23 protein-coding genes are annotated in these 19,915 nt (G+C 64.7%); 6 read left to right on the forward strand and 17 right to left on the reverse strand.

Annotation, left to right across the window (positions count from 1 at the left end):
* Positions 1–500 (forward strand): transposase (locus IYX23_RS02015; RefSeq protein ID WP_196398817.1); only part of this gene is annotated, 500 nt, incomplete at its 5' end.
* Positions 501–592: 92 nt separating this feature from the next.
* Here the strand turns inward: IYX23_RS02015 and IYX23_RS02020 are convergent.
* The 4 genes from IYX23_RS02020 to pdxH form a co-directional block, all read right to left on the reverse strand.
* A complete protein-coding gene (locus IYX23_RS02020) occupies positions 593–1,687 on the reverse strand; it encodes a histidine phosphatase family protein (protein ID WP_196391881.1) in 1,095 nt (364 codons plus the stop codon).
* Positions 1,688–1,929: 242 nt separating this feature from the next.
* Positions 1,930–2,184, reverse strand: a complete 255-nt coding sequence (locus tag IYX23_RS02025) for a hypothetical protein (protein WP_014891510.1) — start codon at positions 2,182–2,184, stop codon at positions 1,930–1,932.
* 187 nt (positions 2,185–2,371) lie between these two features.
* Positions 2,372–2,977, reverse strand: coding sequence for a TIGR02301 family protein (locus IYX23_RS02030; RefSeq protein ID WP_196391880.1), 606 nt, complete (start codon positions 2,975–2,977; stop codon positions 2,372–2,374).
* Positions 2,974–3,588 carry a pyridoxamine 5'-phosphate oxidase gene (gene pdxH / locus IYX23_RS02035; protein WP_196391879.1) on the reverse strand — a complete coding sequence of 205 codons (615 nt, stop codon included), beginning with the start codon at positions 3,586–3,588 and terminating at the stop codon, positions 2,974–2,976. Before pdxH ends, IYX23_RS02030 begins: the two co-directional genes overlap by 4 nt.
* Before the next feature lie 101 nt (positions 3,589–3,689).
* Here pdxH and IYX23_RS02040 point away from each other — a divergent pair, with 101 nt between their 5' ends.
* Positions 3,690–4,139, forward strand: coding sequence for an RT0821/Lpp0805 family surface protein (locus IYX23_RS02040; protein WP_196391878.1), 450 nt, complete (start codon positions 3,690–3,692; stop codon positions 4,137–4,139).
* Position 4,140: 1 nt separating this feature from the next.
* Entirely contained in the window at positions 4,141–4,425 is a 285-nt protein-coding gene (locus IYX23_RS02045; protein WP_196391877.1) for a hypothetical protein, read from the forward strand.
* On the opposite strand, the gene IYX23_RS02050 is transcribed toward IYX23_RS02045, so the two are convergent.
* From IYX23_RS02050 to mutM, 7 genes are all read right to left on the reverse strand, one after another.
* Complete coding sequence (locus IYX23_RS02050) at positions 4,422–5,756, reverse strand: FAD-binding oxidoreductase (RefSeq protein WP_246716419.1); 1,335 nt, start codon at positions 5,754–5,756, stop codon at positions 4,422–4,424. The genes IYX23_RS02045 and IYX23_RS02050 overlap by 4 nt on opposite strands.
* Before the next feature lie 123 nt (positions 5,757–5,879).
* Complete coding sequence (locus IYX23_RS02055; protein WP_196391875.1) at positions 5,880–6,029, reverse strand: hypothetical protein; 150 nt, start codon at positions 6,027–6,029, stop codon at positions 5,880–5,882.
* Between the two features lie 153 nt (positions 6,030–6,182).
* Positions 6,183–7,451, reverse strand: a complete 1,269-nt coding sequence (locus IYX23_RS02060) for a methyltransferase (RefSeq protein WP_196391886.1) — start codon at positions 7,449–7,451, stop codon at positions 6,183–6,185.
* 183 nt (positions 7,452–7,634) lie between these two features.
* Entirely contained in the window at positions 7,635–8,363 is a 729-nt protein-coding gene (locus IYX23_RS02065) for a TlyA family RNA methyltransferase (protein WP_246716420.1), read from the reverse strand.
* 2 nt (positions 8,364–8,365) lie between these two features.
* Positions 8,366–9,178, reverse strand: coding sequence for an ABC transporter permease (locus IYX23_RS02070; protein WP_196391873.1), 813 nt, complete (start codon positions 9,176–9,178; stop codon positions 8,366–8,368).
* A complete protein-coding gene (locus tag IYX23_RS02075) occupies positions 9,175–9,939 on the reverse strand; it encodes an ABC transporter ATP-binding protein (protein ID WP_196391872.1) in 765 nt (254 codons plus the stop codon). The genes IYX23_RS02070 and IYX23_RS02075 overlap by 4 nt, the downstream gene beginning before the upstream one ends.
* A gap of 40 nt (positions 9,940–9,979) precedes the next feature.
* Positions 9,980–10,849 carry a bifunctional DNA-formamidopyrimidine glycosylase/DNA-(apurinic or apyrimidinic site) lyase gene (gene mutM, locus IYX23_RS02080; protein WP_196391871.1) on the reverse strand — a complete coding sequence of 290 codons (870 nt, stop codon included), beginning with the start codon at positions 10,847–10,849 and terminating at the stop codon, positions 9,980–9,982.
* Positions 10,850–10,957: 108 nt separating this feature from the next.
* On the opposite strand from mutM, the gene ubiE reads away from it, so the two are divergent.
* The 3 genes from ubiE (at position 10,958) to IYX23_RS02095 (ending at position 13,965) form a co-directional block, all read left to right on the forward strand.
* Complete coding sequence (ubiE, locus tag IYX23_RS02085; RefSeq protein WP_196391885.1) at positions 10,958–11,728, forward strand: bifunctional demethylmenaquinone methyltransferase/2-methoxy-6-polyprenyl-1,4-benzoquinol methylase UbiE; 771 nt, start codon at positions 10,958–10,960, stop codon at positions 11,726–11,728.
* Between the two features lie 125 nt (positions 11,729–11,853).
* Positions 11,854–13,413 carry a 2-polyprenylphenol 6-hydroxylase gene (gene ubiB, locus IYX23_RS02090; protein WP_196391870.1) on the forward strand — a complete coding sequence of 520 codons (1,560 nt, stop codon included), beginning with the start codon at positions 11,854–11,856 and terminating at the stop codon, positions 13,411–13,413.
* A 150-nt stretch (positions 13,414–13,563) separates the two neighbouring features.
* The gene (locus tag IYX23_RS02095) at positions 13,564–13,965 is read left to right on the forward strand and encodes a DUF1398 family protein (protein ID WP_196391869.1); all 402 of its coding nucleotides are present in this window, start codon (positions 13,564–13,566) and stop codon (positions 13,963–13,965) included.
* 132 nt (positions 13,966–14,097) lie between these two features.
* Here the strand turns inward: IYX23_RS02095 and IYX23_RS02100 are convergent, their stop codons facing one another.
* The 6 genes from IYX23_RS02100 to gmd all read right to left on the reverse strand — a co-directional run bounded on the left by IYX23_RS02100 (position 14,098) and on the right by gmd (position 19,909).
* Positions 14,098–14,535: an FKBP-type peptidyl-prolyl cis-trans isomerase gene (locus IYX23_RS02100; RefSeq protein ID WP_196391868.1), complete on the reverse strand. Its 438-nt coding sequence runs from the start codon at positions 14,533–14,535 to the stop codon at positions 14,098–14,100.
* Between the two features lie 62 nt (positions 14,536–14,597).
* Entirely contained in the window at positions 14,598–15,599 is a 1,002-nt protein-coding gene (locus tag IYX23_RS02105; protein WP_018406556.1) for an adenosine kinase, read from the reverse strand.
* Positions 15,600–15,762: 163 nt separating this feature from the next.
* Positions 15,763–16,293 carry a hypothetical protein gene (locus tag IYX23_RS02110; RefSeq protein ID WP_196391867.1) on the reverse strand — a complete coding sequence of 177 codons (531 nt, stop codon included), beginning with the start codon at positions 16,291–16,293 and terminating at the stop codon, positions 15,763–15,765.
* 187 nt (positions 16,294–16,480) lie between these two features.
* Positions 16,481–17,908: a glycosyltransferase family 1 protein gene (locus IYX23_RS02115; protein WP_196391866.1), complete on the reverse strand. Its 1,428-nt coding sequence runs from the start codon at positions 17,906–17,908 to the stop codon at positions 16,481–16,483.
* Positions 17,909–17,918: 10 nt separating this feature from the next.
* Positions 17,919–18,905 (reverse strand): GDP-mannose 4,6-dehydratase, encoded by a 987-nt coding sequence (locus tag IYX23_RS02120; RefSeq protein ID WP_196391865.1) that lies wholly within the window; start codon positions 18,903–18,905, stop codon positions 17,919–17,921.
* Positions 18,906–18,925: 20 nt separating this feature from the next.
* Positions 18,926–19,909, reverse strand: a complete 984-nt coding sequence (gene gmd / locus IYX23_RS02125; protein ID WP_196391864.1) for a GDP-mannose 4,6-dehydratase — start codon at positions 19,907–19,909, stop codon at positions 18,926–18,928.
* Positions 19,910–19,915: the final 6 nt, after the last annotated feature.

A 19,915-nucleotide genomic window follows, 5' to 3' on the forward strand; every position in this document is an offset into this window, starting at 1 on the left:
GGCGGAACGAATGCGATGACGCCGCCACAGCCGACAGTCTCACGCGCCATCTCGCCTGGCTCGACAAGGAGATCGAAGCGCTCGAGGACGGCATTCGCGCCGCCATTGCCGCCGACGAGTCCTTGCGCAAAGCCGAGCGGCGTCTGCGAAGCGTGCCCGGCATTGGTCCCGTCGCCGCCGTCACCTTGTTGGCGCTGATGCCAGAACTTGGGCGCCGCTCGCCAAAAGCCATTGCGGCGCTCGCAGGGCTTGCGCCCTTCAACAACGATAGTGGAAAGCGTCGTGGTCAGCGCATGATCAAAGGCGGGCGGACGCGTGTGCGCAAAGCCCTCTACATGGCGGCGCTGGCCGCCGCCAATTCGAAGACGCGTTTGGGCGATTTTGCCCGCAAACTACGCGCCGCCGGAAAACCGCCAAAACTGGTTCTCATTGCGCTCGCACGAAAAATCCTCGTTATTCTCAATGCCATCTGCCGCGAAAATGCGTCCTTCGCATGCTAACCAATACACAGTTGCCCGATCGCGCGTCATACGCGCGTCGGGAATGACAGGCGAGCGGAATGCGTCTGAGACGCTCGCGCCAGCGAACCTCGCTACGTGCCGACTTTGCGAAGCAGCGCCTCGAGCCCTTCGGGGAAAATCAGATCGTGCGAGACCGCGATCTCGTCCGCGCTCCACCAGCGCCAGCCGAGCACATGGATTTTTTCCTCCTCGGTCAGGTCGCGTGGCTCAATCGCGAAGCGTTCGGTGCGGATGAGATAATAGCGCTCCACCGCCTGATGCCAGTCGTCGCCGATCTCCATCGGAAATTCGCGCGTCGCGACGACCGGACCGGGATCGAGAAGCGAGAGGCCCGTCTCTTCATAGACCTCCCGACGCAGCGCCGACTTGAAGCTCTCGCCCTCCATGACCGCGCCGCCCGGCGTCGCCCAGAAGTGATGATGTCCGAGCGCCAGAAAATGCGGCGTGAGCCCACCGGCGTAGCGCATCAGCAGGACGTCGTTATCCTGATCGACGATCAAGGCGCGCGCGGCTTCGCGACGCGGCAGTTCACGGCCGTCCCATGGCGCGGCGATTTCGGCGCGTCCCTCCGGCGTCGCCCAGTCGACGAGCGACCATTTTCCGTCCTCATAGGCGATCCAATTCGGCGTGGCGTTGAGCACCGGATGCTCGCGCTTTTCGTCGAGCTTCTTGCCGGCGGCGAGGCGCCAGGCGATGTCGAGCACGCCGGCATGGGCGACGACCAGCACGGTCTCGCCGGCGCTCTCCTTGGCGATCTGGGTCAAGGCCTTGCGCACCCGCTCGGCGAAATGTTCCAGGCTTTCGCCTTGCGGCGCGGCGAAATCCGGCCGGCGAGTCAGATAGTTCGGATAGATGTCGGCGTGCGTCGCCTGCACTTCCGCATGGGTGTGGCCCTGCCAAACGCCGTCGTCTTTCTCGCGCAGCGCCGGGGTCTTGGCGACGTCGAGTCCCCGCGCGCCGGCGATCGGCCTCGCTGTCGCGAGCGCGCGGCGCAGGTCGCTCGAATAGACTCTGTCGAAATGCGCGCCGGCGAGCTCCTTCGCCAGGGCCGCCGCCTGCGCGCGTCCGCGGGCGTTCAGCGCAATGTCGAACTGGCCCTGAAAGCGCCTTTCGATATTCCAGTTGGTCTCGCCGTGCCGTGCGAGACACAGAAGCGTGCGGGGCATGTCGTTTCGGATTTAAGGCGCAGGAGTCGCTGTGCAAAGTCGCCGGGCGTCTACGCCCGCGGCGTCCGGCGTTCTAGGGCCTTGCAGTGCAAAAGTCAGTCCGCATTCGCGGGGTCGCGGCGAATAACCGCAAGCGCGTTGGCGCGCGCTGCGCAGAAGTGGCGGCTTTCCAGGCGGGAAAGCGCGGCATAAACTTATGGGATTAATGGCTTATTGGGCCATTTACCCAGATGCGGCGTGATCTAATGTCTCAGGCCGGTGGTGAATTCCCCCGCCCGCAGCCTTGCGGGCAGCGTTTCGGCGAAGGCCGCCACCGATTCCTCTCCATAGGTCGCCACCAGTTCGCGCAGCGCCGCGCAGAGGGCGGCATGCGCGAAGGAATCGCTTTCAATCCCCGCGAGAATCGCCTCGGCGAAGGCCTCGGTGACATAGGCGAGGGCGGCTCGGTGCTGGTCCCCGCCCAAGTCGTAGAGCGAGGCGACGTTCAATTCGTTCATGACGCCACTCTAGAGAAGCCGCCCGCGCCGCGCGAGGCGACGCTCGCCGAAAGGTTAATTTCGCACATCGGCGCTTAGAGCAGGTTCCGAAAAAGTTGACAGACTTTTTCGATGAGAACCTGCTCCAATATTTTGACTTTGAGCGATTCCTTATCGATCACATGATTCCATGCGATCGGGAAGCGCTCTAAGGGTTTCCGTAGCGATAGGTGATGTCGCGGGTCAGCCGGGAGGCCTCCGCCAGATAGCGGGAGATCACCGTCTTGGCGTTGGGCGTGCAGGCGCGATAGGTCAGCTCATAGCCGCGAAATCCGTGGTTGAAGGACGCCATGAGCCTCTGGCGGCGCGCGCCGTTGGGGGCGTCGGCGTCGAGCAGGGCCGACATCTTCCCCCGCCATTCCTCGCCGTCGCCCGACCCGCAGAGGTCGCGCAGGAAGGCCAGCGCGCCGAGGACTTCCGAGAGCCGCGTGATCTGCGGATCATAGGGCGGCGGCGGCCCCTCCGGTCCGCTCGGCGTCGCCGGCGCTCCGGTCGTCCCTGGCGCGCCGGGCGCCCCGGGCGCCTGCTGATTTTGGCGCTTCGTCTGGGTCTGCGCGGCGCCGTCCCGCTTGCGCGGCGGCGGACGCTCGGACCGCCGCGGCGCGCTGGGCGCGCGCCTGGCGCGGCGGGGGCCGTCGTAGCCGCCGCCGAAGAGGAAATCGAAAGGATCCTGCGCGGCGGCCTCGGCCGAAAAAAGCGCCGCGGCCGCCGCCACAACGAGCGCCGCCGTCGCGCGCTTTGCTTGCCCTGTCATGGATAGAGCCGCTCCTTTTGCCAATCTTGACCCGGCTCGGCCCGGAAAAAGCGGACGCGGTCGTGGAGCCGGAACGGCCGATCGGACCAGAATTCCATCGCGACCGGCGCAATTCGAAAGCCGCGCCAATAAGGCGGGCGAGGGATGCCGCCCAACGCATATTTTGCGGCGAAGACGGCGACGGACCTTTCGAGCGCGAACCGGCTTTCCAGCGGGCGCGACTGCTGGCTCGCCCAGGCGCCGATGCGAGAATCCCGCGGCCGGCTGGCGAAATATTCGTCCGCCTCGGCGTCGCTGACGCGGCTGACGGGTCCGCGCAGCCGCACCTGCCGGCGAAGCGACTTCCAGTGAAAAAGCCCCGCCGCCTGCATATTGGCCTCAAGTTGGCGCCCCTTGGCGCTCTCGGCGTTGGTGTAGAAGACGAAGCCCTCTGGCGTCCATTCCTTCAGAAGCACCATGCGCGCGTCGGGCAGGCCCTGAGCGTCGGCCGTCGCCAAGACCATCGCCTCGGGATCGTTCGGCTCCTTGAGTTGAGCCTCCTGGAACCATTGACCAAACAATGCGAAAGGTTCGGCGGCCTCGACAAAGTCACCCGACGTTAACGCGTTCAAGCGAGAATCCTTTCTCAAGCCGAGTCAAAGATCGGCGCTTCAAAGGTGGCGCTTTGCAGTTTCAGTGCGTCAGACATACCGCCGCTTGCGTCATTGCTCAAATGTCGCGCGGCGCAAAGCTCATTGTCCTGACGGCGACGGCCGGCAGCCTCGCCGGCTGCTCGATCGCCGTGCCCATGGCCTCGGACCCTTCCGTCATGTGGAATTCGGAACGCGTCGCCTCGGACGTCACAAGCGCGATTCCAAAGTCTCCTCCGAAACTGTCCGGCGCGCTCGATTCGGAAGATCAACGCCGCGCCATCGCCGCGCTAAGCACCGCGCTCGACCCGCAAGGAAGCGGGACGAGCGTCAATTGGGACAATCCGCAGAGCGGCGCCAAGGGCTCCTTCACCCCGGTGGGCCAGCCCTATCCGCTGGAAGGCAGGATCTGCCGCGCCTTTCATGGCGACGTCGTCGTGAAAGAGACTGAGGAAAGCTTTCAGGGCGCGGCCTGTCGCGAAAAAACCGCTGAATGGGCGCTCACCGAGGTGAAACGCTCCAGGAAAGGATGACATGTCGGCGCCCTTTGGCAAACGACTTATTGTGGCGACCATCGCCGCGCTCCTCGCGATTCCGGCGTTCTTTTTCGTCGCGCGCGCCATCACGGCGTGGCGGCAAGGCTACGACTGGGCGGAAATGGATTGGGACGACAAGGGCCATACGTCGATGACGGATTTCCTGCGCGCCGCTGACGTGGGCAAGCGGCCGATCGACGTCAATGGTCAGTCTTGCGTCGAATATTTCATCTACAGGGACGGGATCACGGTGAAGATCGTCTGTCCGCAACGCCGAAGCTAAAGCAACACGCCCGGATTGAGGATGCCGTTCGGGTCGAGCGCCGCCTTGATGGCGCGCATGGCGTCGAGCGCGACCGGATCTTTTGTCTCTCGTAAAAGATCGCGTTTTAGACGCCCAATTCCATGTTCGGCGGAAATCGAGCCGCCGAACTCATGCACGACGCCGTGGACGATGGCGTTGACCTCCGCCCAGCGCGCGATGAATTCCGCCTTGTCGGCGCCGATAGGCTGCGAGACGTTATAGTGGATGTTGCCGTCGCCCATATGGCCGAAGGGCACCGGCCGCGCCTGCGGGAAGGCGGCGCGCAGCCTTTGCCCCGCCTCCTCGATGAAGTTGGGAATTACATTCACGGGAACGGCGATGTCGTGCTTGATCGAGCCGCCTTCGCGCTTTTGCGATTCGGACAGGCTTTCGCGCAGCTTCCACAGCGCGCGCGCCTGATCCAGCGATTGCGCGAGGGTTGCGTCCTGGGCCAAATCCGCCTCGATCGCCGCGGTGAGAATCTCGGCGGCGGCGCGCTCCGCTTCGCCATCGGCGAAGGCGGCAAGCTCGATCAGCGCATACCAATCGTGCGGCTGCGCCAGAGGATCGCGCGTCCCGGGAATGTGACGCAGGACGAGTTCGAGCCCCACTCGCGACACGAGTTCGAAGGCGTGGAGCATCGGACCCGCGCGGCCTTTGACGAAGTTCAGCAGTTGCAGCGCCTGAGCGGGATCGCGAAGCCCGAGAAAGGCGACGGCGTGGGAGCGCGGTGAGGGGAAAAGCTTTAGCGTTGCCGCGGTAATGACGCCGAGCGTGCCTTCCGAACCGACAAAAAGCCGCGTCAGATCATAGCCGGTGTTGTCTTTGCGCAGCGCGCCGAGCGTCGAGAGCAGCCGGCCGTCGGCAAGCGCGACTTCGACGCCCAGCACAAGGTCGCGCATTGAGCCATAGGCGAGGACATGCACGCCGCCGGCGTTGGTCGAGAGATTGCCGCCGATGGTGCAGCTACCTTCGGACGCGAGCGAAAGCGGGAAGTAGCGGTCGGCGACCTGCGCGGCGTCTTGCGCCTGCGACAGCGTTACGCCGGCCTCGACCGTCATCGCGTCGGCCGTCCCATCGACGGCGCGAATCTGATTGAGCTTTTCCAGCGAAAGCACGACGGATGCGCCGCTTGGGTCGGGGGTCTGGCCGCCGACGAGTCCGGTATTGCCGCCTTGGGGCGTTACGGACGCGCCCGTTTCATTGCACAGCGCCAGGACGCCGGCGACTTCTTGCGGGCTTTTTGGCTTGAGAACGCAGAGCGCGCGGCCATGATAGAGGTCGCGAGGCTCAGCTAGATAGGGGGACATCGCCGTCGCATCCGTTACGACGGCCGCCTCGCCGACAATGGCCGCGAGACGAGAAAGCAAAAGAGGCGCGTCAGACCGAATGGCTGTCACAGCAGTAAGATGCGCCCTTTTTGTCGCGCTGTCTTAGCGATAGTGACGGCGGCGATCATCTTTGCGGCGGGCATAGACATAAGCGCGCATGGCGACCGGCGCGCTTGCGAGGACGATACTGCATAATGTCGCGGCGATAAGCGCATTCATCATGACGTTCTCCTTCCAGATCACGGAAATCATTTGAATTTCCGGCTACGCTGGATCACTCGCAAATCCTATGCCTGATTTGGGCGGCCGGCAACTGCTCAGGGCGGAGCCGCTGCGTCGCAATGTCGCTTCTTGACGCTCCTGTGACATTCTTGGCACGCAAGAGCGGCGCAGGCGCCGACAATTTCATCCAAGCAGCCGACGTTTCGCGGATTTGCGTCCACTCGACTTCTCAAAAACCGCCACGATCTCGACATGCGCCGCATAGCGGAACTGGTCGAGCGGCGTGATTTCCCGGATGACGTACCCGCCCTTGAGCAAAATTGCGGCGTCGCGGGCGAAACTTTGTGCATGGCAGGAGACGGCGACGACGATCGGAACGTCCGATCGCGCGATTTCAGCCGCCTGCGCGGCGGCGCCGGCGCGCGGCGGATCGAACACGACGGCGTCGAACCCATTGAGTTCGCTGGCGCTGAGCGGTCGCGTAAAGAGATCGCGGGCGACGCCTTCGAGTGTGCGCAGGCCTGGCGTCGCATGCGCCGCGCCGCGCATCGCCGCCAGTGCGCCGGCGTCTGTATCATAGGCTTTCACTTGCGCGCGCCGCGCCAGCCGAAGCGCGAAGGCGCCGACGCCGCAAAACAGATCGGCGACGTTTTGCGCTTTCGCCGTCGCGCTCAGAACGCGGGCCGCGAGCGTTTGTTCGCCGGCCTCCGTCGCCTGCAGGAAGGCGCCAGGGGGAAGCGTGAGCGTCGCTTCGCCGATTTTGATCTGCGGCGCCCGGCGGAGCGCGACAAGCTTGCCGTGATTCGTCAGCCGCGCGAGATCAAGCGCCTCAGCCGCGGCGAGCAGCGCGCCGGTTTCCGTCTCGGAGAGCGGCCCGCCGCCGCGCAGCTCGACGTCCAAACCGCCGAGGGTCGCCGTGACCGCGATGTCGAGCGGCTTGCCGCGCGACGCGAGAATCGCCGCGATCGCGCGGGCGGCGGGCAGCGCTCCGGCAAGTTCGGGCGCGAGCACTGGACAGGTCTCGATCTCGACGATTCGATGCGAGCGCGCCGCCATATAGCCGACGCGCGCCTTGCCGGCGTCGAACCGCGCATGGAAGGTCACGCGGCGCCGGCCGGCGCCATGCGCGTCGACGATCGGCGCGACGTCGAGCGTCAGCCCCGCATTTGCGAGCGCCGTCTCGACGAGACTGCGCTTCCACGCCGCATAGGCGTCGGCGCGCAGCGTTTGAACGGCGCAGCCGCCACAATCCTCAAAGTGCGGACAGATCGGCGCGATGCGCTGCGGCGACGCTTCGACGATGTCGACGAGGCGCGCGTGCTCGCCGTCGACCTCCGCCGTCACGGTCTCGCCGGATAGCGCATAGGGAATGAAGACGCGCCGCTCGCCAAGCAGCGCCACGCCCTCGCCGCGATTGCCGAGCCGCTCGATGACGAGTCGCTGCGGGCCAATCACCAAGCCCCTCACCTTACCTCTCCCCGCAAGCGGGGAGAGGGGACGGCAGGCGTTCCGCGAAATAATCGCGCGCTTGCTCTGTCCCGAAGGCGTGGCGCCGATATCCCTTCTCCCCGCTTGCGGGGAGAAGTGAGATGAGGGGCCGAGGGTTTGGCCTGACTTTCAAACAATCCGTTTGTCCTAACCAAACGTGGCGTGAACGAGAAACTCACGATTGCCGTCGCCGCCCTCGATCGGGGACGACACGACGCCCGAAACGCGCCAGCCAAGAGCTTCGATTTCGTCTTCGATACGCGCGCAGACTTGTGCGTGAATCTTCTCGTCGCGCACCACGCCCTTCTTCACCGCCGTGCGCCCGGCTTCGAACTGCGGCTTGATCAGCGCGACAAGATCGGCGCGCGGCCCCGCGAGCGAAAGAACATGCGGCAGCAGGACGCTAAGCGAAATGAAGCTTGCGTCGATCACGATCAGGCTCGGCGCCTCGGTCATATGCGCCGCCGTCAGCGCCCGCGCGTCCTGCCCTTCAAACGACGTGACACGCGGATCTCCACGCAGCCTTTCGTGCAATTGCCCGTGACCGACGTCGGCCGCGACGACATGGCGCGCGCCGCGATTCAGCAGTAAGTCGGTAAAGCCGCCCGTCGAGGCGCCGACGTCGAGACAGAAGCGCCCTTCGGGATCAACGCCGAAATGATCGAGCGCGTGGGCAAGCTTCACGCCGCCGCGCGACACCCAGGGGTAGGCCGCTTGCGCGACAATATGGGCGTCGGCGGCGATCGGCTCGGAGGGCTTTTTGACAATGCGTCCGTCGACGGTGACAAGCCCGGCTTCGATCGCCTCGCGCGCCTTGGCGCGACTCTCGAAAAGCCCTCGCGCGTGGAGAGCTGTGTCGGCGCGGCTCGCGGCCATCGTCATTCTCCCGTCTGCAGCAGCGTGCCGGCCCGCCGCGCGCTTTTCAGCAGCAGGCCGAACGCCGCCGATGCGGCCGCGAACAACACGACGTCGATCGCGAAGCCCTGCGCCAGCAGATCCCAGCGGACGACGTGATCGATCAATACGGCGCGCAGACCTTCGAACACATAGGTCGGCGGCAGCATCCAGGAGATCGGCTGCAGCCAGTTGGGCAGCGTGGTCACAGGATAATAGACGGCGCCGAGCGGCTGCACGAAGAACATCAGCGACCAGACGAGGTTTTCCGCGCCAAGTCCATAACGCAGCAGAATGCCGGAGACGAAGAGACCGATGCTCCAGGCGAACAACATCAGCACGACGAAGAAGGCGGCGAAAGCGATCCCGAGCGCCCAGAGATTGAAACCGAAGAACAGGATCGCAAAAATCGTGACGGGAAGCACGCCGACGGCGAGTCGAATGAGGCTCAAGGCCACAAGCGCGCCGACGAACTCCGCCGGCCGCAGCGGGCTCATCAGAATGTTGGGGAGATTGCGCGACCACAATTCCTCGATGAAGGAGAAGCAGAAGCCCTGTTGTCCGCGCAGCAGAATGTCCCACAGAAGAATGGCGCCGATCAGCGTGCCGGCGGCCTGCGCCGCGCCGCCGGGCGCCGCGAGCGCGCCGGCGCGCACGAGATAGGTCTGCAGAAATCCCCAGGTGAGGAGCTGGACGGTCGGCCAATAGATGATGTCGAGCACGCGCGTGTATGACGCGCGTAAGAGATAGGCGTAGCGCAGCACCATCGCGCCGATACGCTTGAAGGAAACATTCATGCCGGCGCTCCGTCCACGCGGCCGCGGGCGACGTCGAGAAACACTTCTTCGAGCGTGTCGCGGCCATAGCGCGCCAGGAGGTTCGCGGGCGAATCATCGTCGACGAGCGTCCCGTCCTTCAACATCAGCACCCGGTCGCACAGACGTTCGACCTCGCTCATATTGTGGGACGCGAGGAGGATCGCGCAATTATGCGTGCGCCGATGCGCCTCTAACCGCGCGCGCACCCAGTCCGCCGTGTCCGGGTCGAGTGACGCCGTCGGTTCGTCCAGCAGCAAGAGCTGCGGGTCGTTGATTAGCGATTTGGCGATGGCGACGCGCGTTTTCTGGCCTGCGGAAAGCCGTCCGGTCTGGCGGTCGAGAAAATCGCCAAGCGCCAGATCCTTTGCAAGCTGATCGATCTTCGCGTCGAGATCCTTGACGTCGTAGAGCATGCCGAAGACGCGCAAATTCTGTCGCACGGTAAGGCGATGGGGCATGTCGACATAGGGACTTTCGAAGTTCATCCGGCCGAGCGCGCCGTAGCGCTCGCGCGACATGTCGCAGCCGAAAGCGTGGACCGAACCTTGGGTCGGCTCGATCAGCCCCATCACCATGCCGATCGTCGTGGTCTTGCCGGCGCCATTGCCGCCGAGCAGGCCGGTGACGGAGCCGGCCTCCAGCGAGAAGTCGAGCGGACCGACCACCCGGCGCTTGTCGTAACTCTTCGAAAGGCCGGCGACGGCGAGCGTCGGCCTTGGCGCGACTGGATTTTGGGACATGGAGGTTATTAAGCTCGCCGCGGGCCGCCTCGCAAGGGCGTCACTTCTGACAGAAGGGACAATAAAACGTTGAGCGGCCGGACTGAACGACGCGCGTGATCGTCCCCTTGCAGCCCGGGGTCGGGCAGGCGGCGCCTTCGCGGTCGTAGACGCGGAAACTGTGCTGGAAGTAGCCGAGCGAGCCGTCGATCTGGCGATGATCGCGCAGCGACGATCCGCCCGCCTTCAGCGCATCGGTCAAGACATCCTTGATCGCCTCCGGCAGCCGCGCCAGCGCCGCCGTCGGCCGGCCGCTGGCGAGAACAAGCGATCCCGCCGCGCGCAGCGGCGAAATATGGGCGCGATGCAGCGCCTCGCAGACATAGATATTGCCGAGGCCGGCGATCAGGCGCTGATCGAGCAGCAGCGCCTTCGTCGGCGCCGCGCGTCCGCGAAAGGCCCGGGCAAGGAACGCGGCGTCGAGCGCGCCATTCAAAGGTTCGACGCCGAGGCCGCGAAAGAGCTTGTCTTCATCGATCGCATGCGTGGCGATGAGCAGCATGTAGCCGAAGCGGCGCGGATCGTTGTAGACGACGCGCCGCGCATGATCGAGATGCAAGACGACATGGTCATGCGCGGCGTTTTTGTCGCGCTTGTGGTGAAACGCGCCGGGCGTTTCTTCATCGATCCGAAACGAGCCGCTCATGCCAAGATGCATGATCAGCGAATGGCCGTCATCGAGATCGGCGAGGAGATATTTCGCGCGACGGCGAAGGTCGAGAACGCGCCGGTCCTGAAGACGCGCGGCAAAGCGTTCGGGGAAAGGAAAGCGCAGATCACGGCGCCTCAGCTCGACGCGCTCGATCGTCGCGCCGACGAGCGCGGGCGCCAATCCCCGTCGCACGGTTTCGACTTCGGGCAGCTCTGGCATGAAGTGGGTTGATCCCGTCAAAGCGCCGGCGGGCTGGGACGGCGCGGGCGTAGCCACCGGCTCGGCGACAGGCTATACCCTCCCCTTCCTTCCTCGTCACCCGAGCGCCTGATGATTGATCGAACTTCCGAGCGAGAGGGCTCGACCCATTTCGGCTATTCCGAGGTTCCCTTGAACGAGAAACAGGGCCTCGTCGACGACGTCTTCCACAAGGTTGCGCGGCGCTACGATATTATGAACGACCTCATGTCGGGCGGCATGCACCGGCTGTGGAAGGACACGCTCGTCGCCAAGGTCAATGCGCGGGGGCGCAAGGACTTTCGCCATCTCGACGTCGCGGGCGGCACGGGCGACGTCGCTTTTCGCATCTCCGCGAGCGCGGCGCATGACGCGGAAATCGTCGTGCTCGACATCAATGGCGACATGCTCGAAGTGGGCCGCGATCGCGCGCGCGAGCGCGGCGTTTCCGGCGTCGAATTCGTGCAGGCCAACGCCGAATCGCTGCCCTTTCCCGATGCGCATTTCGACAGCTACACGGTCGCTTTCGGCATTCGCAACGTGCCGCGCATCGACGTCGCCCTCGCCGAAGCCTATCGCGTGCTGAAGCCCGGCGGCCGCTTCCTGTGCCTTGAGTTTTCGCAGGTCGCCGTTCCGGGCCTCGACAAGCTCTACGAAGCCTATTCGTTCAACGTCATTCCGGCGATCGGCAAGCTTGTCGCGGGAGATTCTGAGCCCTATCGCTATCTCGTCGAATCGATCCGCAAATTCCCGAGCGCGGAAGAATTCGAACGGATGATCCGCAAGGCGGGCTTTCGGCGCACTGGCTTTGAGCGTTTGACGGGCGGCGTGGTGGCGATCCATTCGGGCTGGAAGAGCTGATCTCTAACGAGCGCGCTGTGAAAAATCGGGACCCGGTGACGCCGCGCTCTAATCTTTTAGTTTCGATCACGCTATTTCGGGCGATTCCGCCCAAATGCAGCGTGATCTAAAGAGCGGCGGCGTTCGTGATCCTTGGCGTCGGTCATTTCTATCGTCTGGCGCGCGCCGCCTACATCATGGCGCGCGAAGGCGTCTTTGCGCTCCTCGATCCGGCGCTGCTGCCGCCGGCGGCGGCGCCGCTCGTGCGCTTCGCCAATCTCTTCGCGGGCGGCAAGCGCGACGGGACCGGGCGAGCGCTGGTGCGCGCGCTGGCGCAAATCGGTCCCTCCTATGTGAAGCTCGGGCAATTTCTGGCGACGCGCCCCGACATCGTCGGGGGTGAGATCGCCGATGCGCTGACCGCGCTGCAGGACCGGATGGAGCCGTTCGGCCGCGACAAGGCCGTCGCGATCATCGAAAAGTCGCTGGGCCGCAGCATCGACGAGCTGTTTGTGTCTTTTGGCGAGCCTGTCGCCGCCGCCTCCGTCGCGCAGGTGCATGTCGCCCAGGCGCAATACAAGGAGGGCGTGCGCAAGGTTGCGGTGAAAGTGCTGCGGCCGGGGATCGAAGGCCGCTTCGCGCTCGATCTGCGCGACATGTATCGCGTGGCGCGGCTGGCTGAGCGCTATTCCTCGGAAGCGCGCCGGCTGCGCATGATCGAGGTCGTCGATACGCTCGCGCGCACCGTCAGGCTTGAAACCGACTTTCGTCTCGAGGCGGCGGCGGCGTCCGAATTCGCCGACAATGTCGCCGGCGATCCGGAGATTCACGTGCCCAGCGTCGATTGGAGCCGCACCGATCGCGAAGTGCTGACGCTCGAATGGGTCGACGGCGTTCCGCTCTCGGACATCGAGCGGGTCGCCGCTGAAGGTTACGACCTCAAGGCGATCGGCCGCAACGTGCTGCAGTCGTTCCTGCGCCATGCGATGCGCGACGGCTTTTTTCACGCCGACATGCATCAGGGCAATCTCTTCGTCGACAAGAGGGGACGGCTCGTCGCCATCGACTTCGGCATCATGGGACGGCTGGGCCTGAAGGAGCGTCGGTTCCTGGCCGAAATCCTCTACGGCTTCATCATTCGCGATTATAAGCGCGTCGCCGAGGTACATTTCGAGGCGGGCTATGTTCCGGCCAAGCATTCGATCGAAGAATTTTCGCAGGCGCTGCGCGCGATCGGCGAGCCGATGCATACGATCAACGCCGCCGATATTTCGATGGCGCGGCTGCTGACTCTGCTCTTCGAAGTGACGGCGCTCTTTGACATGCGCACGCGCACCGAGCTGGTGCTGCTGCAAAAAACCATGGTCGTCGCCGAGGGCGTCGCCCGCGCCTATGATCCCAAGCTCGACATCTGGAAGACCTGCGATCCGGTGGTGCGCTCCTGGATCGAGGAGAATCTCGGCGTCAAGGCGAAGATCGAGGACGCGAGTAGAAGTCTCACGGAGCTGGCGAAGCTCGCGACCCATCTACCCCGGACGTTGGCGGAGGCGGAGCTCGCCATCCACCGCGTGTCAGAAATGGCGGATGAAGGCGTCGAATTGTCGGACCGCTCACTTAACGCGCTTGAGGGGATGAGACGCCGATCGGACCGCTGGTTCGTGCTGGCGGTGATCGCTGTGGCGCTTTTAGCGATCTGGCTATTTTAAAGAGGCGAATTTAGCCAACGTCGCTAAGAGCGCAACTTGCCATCGAAGATCGACGCGCGCTCGAACGCATCCTGAAAGAGACCGTTGCGCGACTTGGCCTGACGCGAATGCCGCTCGACTGAGAACTCTCAGCTCAAACGAGGAGACGCCATGAACGCTCAACCGATGGAAATCGCCGAAAGCTGCCTGCGCGGGGCCGAAAGCAACAGCATGAGCTTTCCTGAAATCGTCGGGAAGCTGATGCAGGCAGGGTTTGAGAGCTACGCCATCGATTTCCGCCGCGCAACGGCGACTTATTACCTGACGGATGGCGAAAGCGTGGTTTTCTCCACGCCACGGCTCGAAGCGCCGATCGCTCCGACGCTCGACACAAACATTGTGCGGACCGCCATAAGGGAAGCCCAACAATCTGCGCCCGGCTACACATACTTAGGATTCTGTAAGAAGGTCATGGCAGGCGGTTGCGCAGGATATGTTGTGTCGTTCTCCGGTCGCCGCGCCGTATATTTTGGCCGCACAGCCGAGACGCATATCGAACACTTCCCTCAGTAGGGGGTCGATTCCGTCGCAGGCAATCCTTAGCTTTCGGCCGCTGCGCGGGCGCGTGCCGCCACTACGGCTTCGAAGCGCCGCCCGCGTTACATATGGGGGCGGCGCTCTGTTTGGTGAATACGCGGCCCGGCGCTACTTCACCCCGACCAGCTCCACGTCGAAGATCAGCCAGGCGTTCGGCGGAATGACGCCGCCGGCGCCGCGCGCCCCGTAGCCGAGTTCCGGCGGAATGACCAGCGTGCGCTTGCCGCCGACCTTCATGGTTTCGACGCCCTCGTCCCAGCCCTTGATCACTTGGCCCTGGCCGAGCGGGAATGCGAACGGCTCACCCCGATCGCGCGAGGAGTCGAATTTCTTGCCCTTCTCGCCATTGTTGTAGAGCCAGCCGGTGTAGTGCACGACCGCGGTCTGGCCGAGCTTGGGGGTCGCGCCCGTCCCGACCTTCGTGTCCTTGTACTGAAGGCCGGTTAGGCTTTTCGTCATCTGCTCTTCCGTGCGCGCTTCAACGGTGAGCGCGAGGCTCGCGACTGCGGCAAATGCGGCCAGAACCGTTTTGGAGACAAGGCGCATCTTTCGTTCCTCCAGCTTGTTTGAATCGCCGATCGAGCGCCTCAGGTCGAGGAAACCCGAACTTATTCCAGCACGCCAGTGTCGCGGGCGAGTTGCAGCAAATCCTTCTGCGGCCGCGCGCCGACGTGAGAAATGATCTCCGCCGCGGCGAGCGCGCCGAGCATGGCGCTGCGTTCATGCGGCAAGTCCTGCGTATAGCCGGCGAGAAAGCCGGCGGCGAAGAGGTCGCCGGCGCCGGTCGTGTCGACGACCGCATCGACAGAACAGGCCGGCGCGGCGAGGGCGCTCGCGCCATTCGCGACGACACAGCCCTTTTCCGACCGCGTGACGACGCCAAGAAGCCCGTCTTCGGCGCGCAGCGCCGCGAGGGCGGTCTCGAAATCGCCGGTCTGATAGAGCGCGTGCAATTCGCTTTCATTGGCGAAAACGATGTCGACGACGCGGTCGCGGATGAGAGAGAGAAATTCGCCGCGATAGCGATCGACGCAGAAACTGTCGGAAAGTGTAATCGCCACCTTGCGTCCGTTGGCGCGCGAGATCTTCGCCGCCTTCAGGAAGGCTTCCTTGGCGCCGGGCGGGTCCCAGAGGTAGCCCTCCATGTAGAGGACCTTCGCGCGCGCGACCGTCTCCTCGTCGATGTCCGTGGGGGCGAGCGCCTGACAGGCGCCCAGAAACGTGTTCATCGTGCGCTGGCCGTCCGGCGTCACGAAAATCAAGCAGCGCGCGGTCGCGGCGCCGTCGGCGGCCGCCGGCGTGTCGAAGGCGACTCCGGCCTTGCGGATGTCATGCGCGAATTCGCGTCCCGCGTCGTCTTCCTTGACCTTGCCGACGAATCCGGCGGCGCGCCCCAGGCTCGCAAGGCCCGCCATGGTGTTGGCGGCCGAGCCGCCGGAAATAACCGTCGTCGGGCCCATCGCCGTATAAAGCTCAGCGGCCCGCGCTTCGTCGACGAGCGTCATCGAGCCTTTGCGCAGTCCGGCCTGCAGCAAATCGTCGTCCTCGGCGCGCGCGATCGTATCGACGATGGCGTTGCCAATGCCCAGAACATCAAATGATAAGGTCATGAGCGTCGTTAATCCGTTTAGTGAATGGGCAATCGGGCGTCTGGCGCGCCGCAGGCGCGTTGTCTAGCATTGCGGCGCGGTCCCGTCGATCACATGCGAGGCATTCGCGAAATCCGCGAACTCAGGCGACCGAGCGCCGCGCCTTCCGAGTTTGGATTTGCGGCTAGCGGCTAATCGGCGACAGGATCACTTCGATGATGATGACGAACAGCGCCGCCGCGAAGAAAGCCGGCGCCGGGCGCAGCGACACGTGCCGGAACAGGAAGGCATACATGAACACCATCCAAATCAGAATCGGAAAGAGCAGAAAGCGCAGCAGCTTTTCGGTCGGCAAGGGCGGCGGCAGGGCGATGCCGAAGAGGAGGTGCAGGACAGTATAGATGAGCGCCGCAAGCCCGCTCATGATGGCCAGCGCGGTGGCGGTGCGCTGAAACTTTGCGTCTTCTTTCAGAACGCGCAGCAGGCCGTATGTCCCGCCGTAGAGAAGGACCACGCTCATCACGCCGTAGATCAGGCTCCCGAGCAGCGAGTGGTTGAACGATTGCGCGATCGCCTGAAGCACGCCATAGGCGCCGAAAGCGCCCCACATCAATTCGCGCGAATCCGGCAGCGAGAGCTGCGACGCTTCGAGATTGATCATCTTGAGCACGGTCTGCGGCGTCTGCTGATTGAGAAGCGGAATATTGATCGGCATGGAGAGCGTTTCCGTTTTTGGCGTGCGAGAAGGCGAAGGCCTTACCCGCATTGGAAGCGAAAAGCCGTGCGGCCCAGCGCGCAACAACAGCGCTGGCCGGGCCGCACGGCCAATTGGCGCCTCTCTAACACGCTTTGGCGGAGCGCGGAAATCCGGCGATTCTCATGGTGCAACGCAAACTGGCAGGCTAGGGCAGGCGCCGGCTCCAGTCCTCGCGCGCGACCACCTCGACGATGCGTCGAGCGGCGTCGCGCCAGGCGACGCGCAAGACCTGGTCCGGGTCGGCGACGCGGCCGCCGTCGAGAAAGTCGGCGATCGTCTCCGCCAGCGCCTTGGCGTTATTGACCTGAAAATAGAGCGCGCCGGCCCGTCCGACCTCGCGAAAGACCGGGATGTCGCTGCAGATGACCGGGCGGCCGCGGCGCGCCGCCTCGACGATCGGCAGGCCGAACCCTTCGGCATAGGACGGGAAGATCAGCGCCGCCGCGCGGTCGTAGAGAAACGAAAGCTCGTCGTCGTCCGCGTCGTCGAACCAGAACAGCCGACGGCCGAATTCCTTATGTCCGAGAATTTCGCTTGCCACCGCTTCTTCAAACCAGCCGCGCCGGCCGACGAAGACGATCCGGACGTCGCGGCCTCTCGCCCAGAGGTCTTCACAGGCGCGAAGGGCGACGCGCTGCCCCTTGCGCGGTTCGATCGTGCCGACGGCGAGAAAGACCGGCGCATCGCCGGCGACCGCCGCTTTGACCTTGTCGCGCGGCGCGGCGTCTGCGCGCAGCGCCAGATCGGAGCCGCAATGAAACCAGCCGATCTTCAGGCCGGGACGATGCGGCAGCCCTTGCGCAGCGACATAGTCGGCGAGTTCGTCGGCGACGGTTCGCGAAATCGCCAGGAAACTGTCGCTTTCGAGGAGCGCCTTGCGCAGCCAGGCGCGATAGCGCGGCACCGTCACTTCGTGGCAGGCGTGCGGATAAAGCTCGGGAATGAGATCGAAGATGCAGGTGACGACCTCGCCGCCCGCGTCCCGAATCTGCGCGAAAACCGGCGCGAGTTCGTCGAAGGCGTTCCAGCTGTCGGAAAGCATCAGAAAGCGATCGCCTCCGGTGATCGCGATCTCGGAGTCGGGCGCAGCGTCTGCGCCGACAAGTTCGGCGATGAAGCCATTGGCGGTCAGCAGACGGCCGCCTTCGCAGCGCACCGCCAGAACCGGCAGGTCGAAGCTTTCGCCGCTGTAGAGGCCGCGCGTCACTTCCTTGACGACGCGCTGAATGCCGGTGCCGGCGTCGCGCTTGATCGTTCCCGTCACGTCGACCAGCAACCGCCGCGCCGGCAGCGGCGCGCCTCGAGCGGGCGGAGCGCCCTGGTCGGAGGCCACTGGCGTCGTCGCGTCGGGCGGCGTCGGGCGAAAGCGCGCGACGAGACCGTTCGCGGCGTCGGCGAAGAACGCTTCGATCGGTCGGAGAAAGCGATAGATGTGGCCGGAGACCGAGTAGATCAGCCGATAGCGCTCATGGGTCAGATGCAGGAGTTCGGCGCGTAAATGATCGAGCTGAAATTCGAGCAGGCGGATGCGTTCGCGCTCCTGCTCGCGCTCCTGGTTTTCCTGCTCGCTCATGGCCGCTTGATCATGACGCCTTCGCGGCCTGCGCTTCCGCCGCGCGGGCGTCGTCGAGCAGCGCCTGCAGCATGTCGTCGATGTCGTGGCGCGGACGCCAGCCGGTCGCGTCGGTCAGTCGCGTCGCGTCGCAGGCGACGCTGGCGATGTCGCTTGCAGGGCGCAGCAGCGCCGAATCGACCTTGATCTCAAATGGCGCCTTGGCTCGTCCGCGCAGCCGCTCGAGCAGCGCTTCCATGCGATGCGCCCTTCCGGACGCGATGTTGAAGATCGAGACGGAGGCGGGCAGATCCCGCGCACTTGCGATCAGCCGCATATAGGCGTCGATCACGTCGCGCACATCGAGGAAATCGCGCGCCTTGGACAGATCGCCGACCTTGAGGCGGGGCTCGGCGCGTCCCGCCTCGATCGCCGCGATCTGCGCGGCGAAGGAGGCGAGCGCGAAGTTACGATTGCGCTGGCCCGGCCCGGAATGGTTGACCGGCCGCGCCACGATGAGCCGCCCTCGGGGCGCAAGCAGATCCGCGAGCGCGCTCTCGGCGGCGACTTTCGAGCGGCTGTAGACGTCGACCGGCCGCAATGGAGCGTCTTCGCTCAAGACGCCGTCACGAAAGCTTGCGCCATAGGCCGCCGCCGTCGAGGCGAAAAGAAAAACGGCCTCGGGGCAGTGACGGGCGACCGCCGCCCCGAGTGCGAAAGAGCCATGAAAATTCACCCGCCAAGTCAGTTCGGCGGCGTGCAGCGCCTGCGCGATCGACGATTGACCGGCGAGATGGACGATGAGATCGGGACGCAAGCGCGCGATGATCGCATCGATCGCCGCTTCGTCGACGAGATCCGCGATGGCTGCGGCGAAAGCCTCATGGCCGCCGCGTTCGCCGGGACGCAGCAGCAGCGAGCGCGTCGCCTGCGGATAGGCCTCGGCCAGGGCGGCGCAGAGGTGGCCGCCGACAAATCCGGCGCCGCCCGTCACCAAGATGCGCTCGAAGGCTGCCATCGCGGGCGCCCTTTTTCGGGTTAGGCCGACTCGCGCCGCAGCCGCTCGAGATCGGCGTCGACCATCTCGCAAATCATTTCGCGAAGATCGATCTCCGGCGTCCAGCCGAGAACCTGCCGCGCCTTGCTGGAGTCGCCAAGCAAAACGTCCACCTCGGCCGGACGGTAGAACGCCGGGTCGATGATGACGAATTTCTCCATGTCGAGGCCAGCGTGCTCGAATGCGATGTGGCACATATCGCGCACCGTGGTGGTGACGCCGGTCGCGACGACGTAATCGTCCGGCTTCTCCTGCTGCAGCATCAACCACATGGCGCGCACGTAATCCTTGGCGTGGCCCCAGTCGCGCTTGGCGTCGATATTGCCGAGCCGCAACTCTGTGGCGCGGCCGAGTTTGATCGCGGCGACGCCGGTCGTGACCTTGCGGGTGACGAATTCGACGCCGCGCAGCGGGCTTTCATGATTGAAGAGAATGCCCGAGGAGGCGTGAAGGCCGAAGCTCTCGCGATAGTTCACCGTGATCCAATGGCCGTAGAGCTTCGCCACCGCATAGGGGCTGCGTGGGTAGAAGGGCGTCTTCTCGCTCTGCATCGGCTCCTGGATGAGCCCGTACATTTCTGACGACGACGCCTGGTAGAAGCGCGCTTTGGGCGCGCCGAGCCGCATCGCCTCGAGCACGTTTGTCACGCCGACGCCGGTGACGTTTGCGGTGAGGAGGGGCTGGCGCCAGGAAGACGCGACATAGGACTGCGCCGCGAGATTATAGATTTCATCCGGCTGGATGTCCTGCACGGTGCGCAGCAGGCTGGAGAGATCGGCGAGATCGGCGTCGTGCAGATTGAGCTTGCCGCTGATGCCGAGCCAGCGCAGGCGATGGTCCTCGACGCCTCGGTGCGACGAGCGCCGCACCACGCCATGCACTTCATAGCCCTTATCGAGCAGAAATTGCGACAGATAGGCGCCGTCCTGTCCTGTAACGCCAGTCACCAGCGCGCGCTTGGTCATTAATGG

Source organism: Methylocystis sp. L43, from assembly GCF_015709525.1.
Lineage (GTDB): Bacteria > Pseudomonadota > Alphaproteobacteria > Rhizobiales > Beijerinckiaceae > Methylocystis.

Coding starts and splice junctions, on each gene's coding strand:
- IYX23_RS02020 (WP_196391881.1), bottom strand. CDS start 1,687: ATGCCCCGCACGCTTCTGTGTCTCGCACGGCACGGCGAGACCAACTGG.
- IYX23_RS02025 (WP_014891510.1), bottom strand. CDS start 2,184: ATGAACGAATTGAACGTCGCCTCGCTCTACGACTTGGGCGGGGACCAG.
- IYX23_RS02030 (WP_196391880.1), bottom strand. CDS start 2,977: ATGACAGGGCAAGCAAAGCGCGCGACGGCGGCGCTCGTTGTGGCGGCG.
- IYX23_RS02040 (WP_196391878.1), top strand. CDS start 3,690: ATGTCGCGCGGCGCAAAGCTCATTGTCCTGACGGCGACGGCCGGCAGC.
- IYX23_RS02045 (WP_196391877.1), top strand. CDS start 4,141: ATGTCGGCGCCCTTTGGCAAACGACTTATTGTGGCGACCATCGCCGCG.
- IYX23_RS02050 (WP_246716419.1), bottom strand. CDS start 5,756: ATGTCCCCCTATCTAGCTGAGCCTCGCGACCTCTATCATGGCCGCGCG.
- IYX23_RS02055 (WP_196391875.1), bottom strand. CDS start 6,029: ATGATTTCCGTGATCTGGAAGGAGAACGTCATGATGAATGCGCTTATC.
- IYX23_RS02065 (WP_246716420.1), bottom strand. CDS start 8,363: ATGGCCGCGAGCCGCGCCGACACAGCTCTCCACGCGCGAGGGCTTTTC.
- IYX23_RS02070 (WP_196391873.1), bottom strand. CDS start 9,178: ATGAATGTTTCCTTCAAGCGTATCGGCGCGATGGTGCTGCGCTACGCC.
- IYX23_RS02075 (WP_196391872.1), bottom strand. CDS start 9,939: ATGTCCCAAAATCCAGTCGCGCCAAGGCCGACGCTCGCCGTCGCCGGC.
- mutM (WP_196391871.1), bottom strand. CDS start 10,849: ATGCCAGAGCTGCCCGAAGTCGAAACCGTGCGACGGGGATTGGCGCCC.
- IYX23_RS02095 (WP_196391869.1), top strand. CDS start 13,564: ATGAACGCTCAACCGATGGAAATCGCCGAAAGCTGCCTGCGCGGGGCC.
- IYX23_RS02100 (WP_196391868.1), bottom strand. CDS start 14,535: ATGCGCCTTGTCTCCAAAACGGTTCTGGCCGCATTTGCCGCAGTCGCG.
- IYX23_RS02105 (WP_018406556.1), bottom strand. CDS start 15,599: ATGACCTTATCATTTGATGTTCTGGGCATTGGCAACGCCATCGTCGAT.
- IYX23_RS02110 (WP_196391867.1), bottom strand. CDS start 16,293: ATGCCGATCAATATTCCGCTTCTCAATCAGCAGACGCCGCAGACCGTG.
- IYX23_RS02115 (WP_196391866.1), bottom strand. CDS start 17,908: ATGAGCGAGCAGGAAAACCAGGAGCGCGAGCAGGAGCGCGAACGCATC.
- IYX23_RS02120 (WP_196391865.1), bottom strand. CDS start 18,905: ATGGCAGCCTTCGAGCGCATCTTGGTGACGGGCGGCGCCGGATTTGTC.
- gmd (WP_196391864.1), bottom strand. CDS start 19,909: ATGACCAAGCGCGCGCTGGTGACTGGCGTTACAGGACAGGACGGCGCC.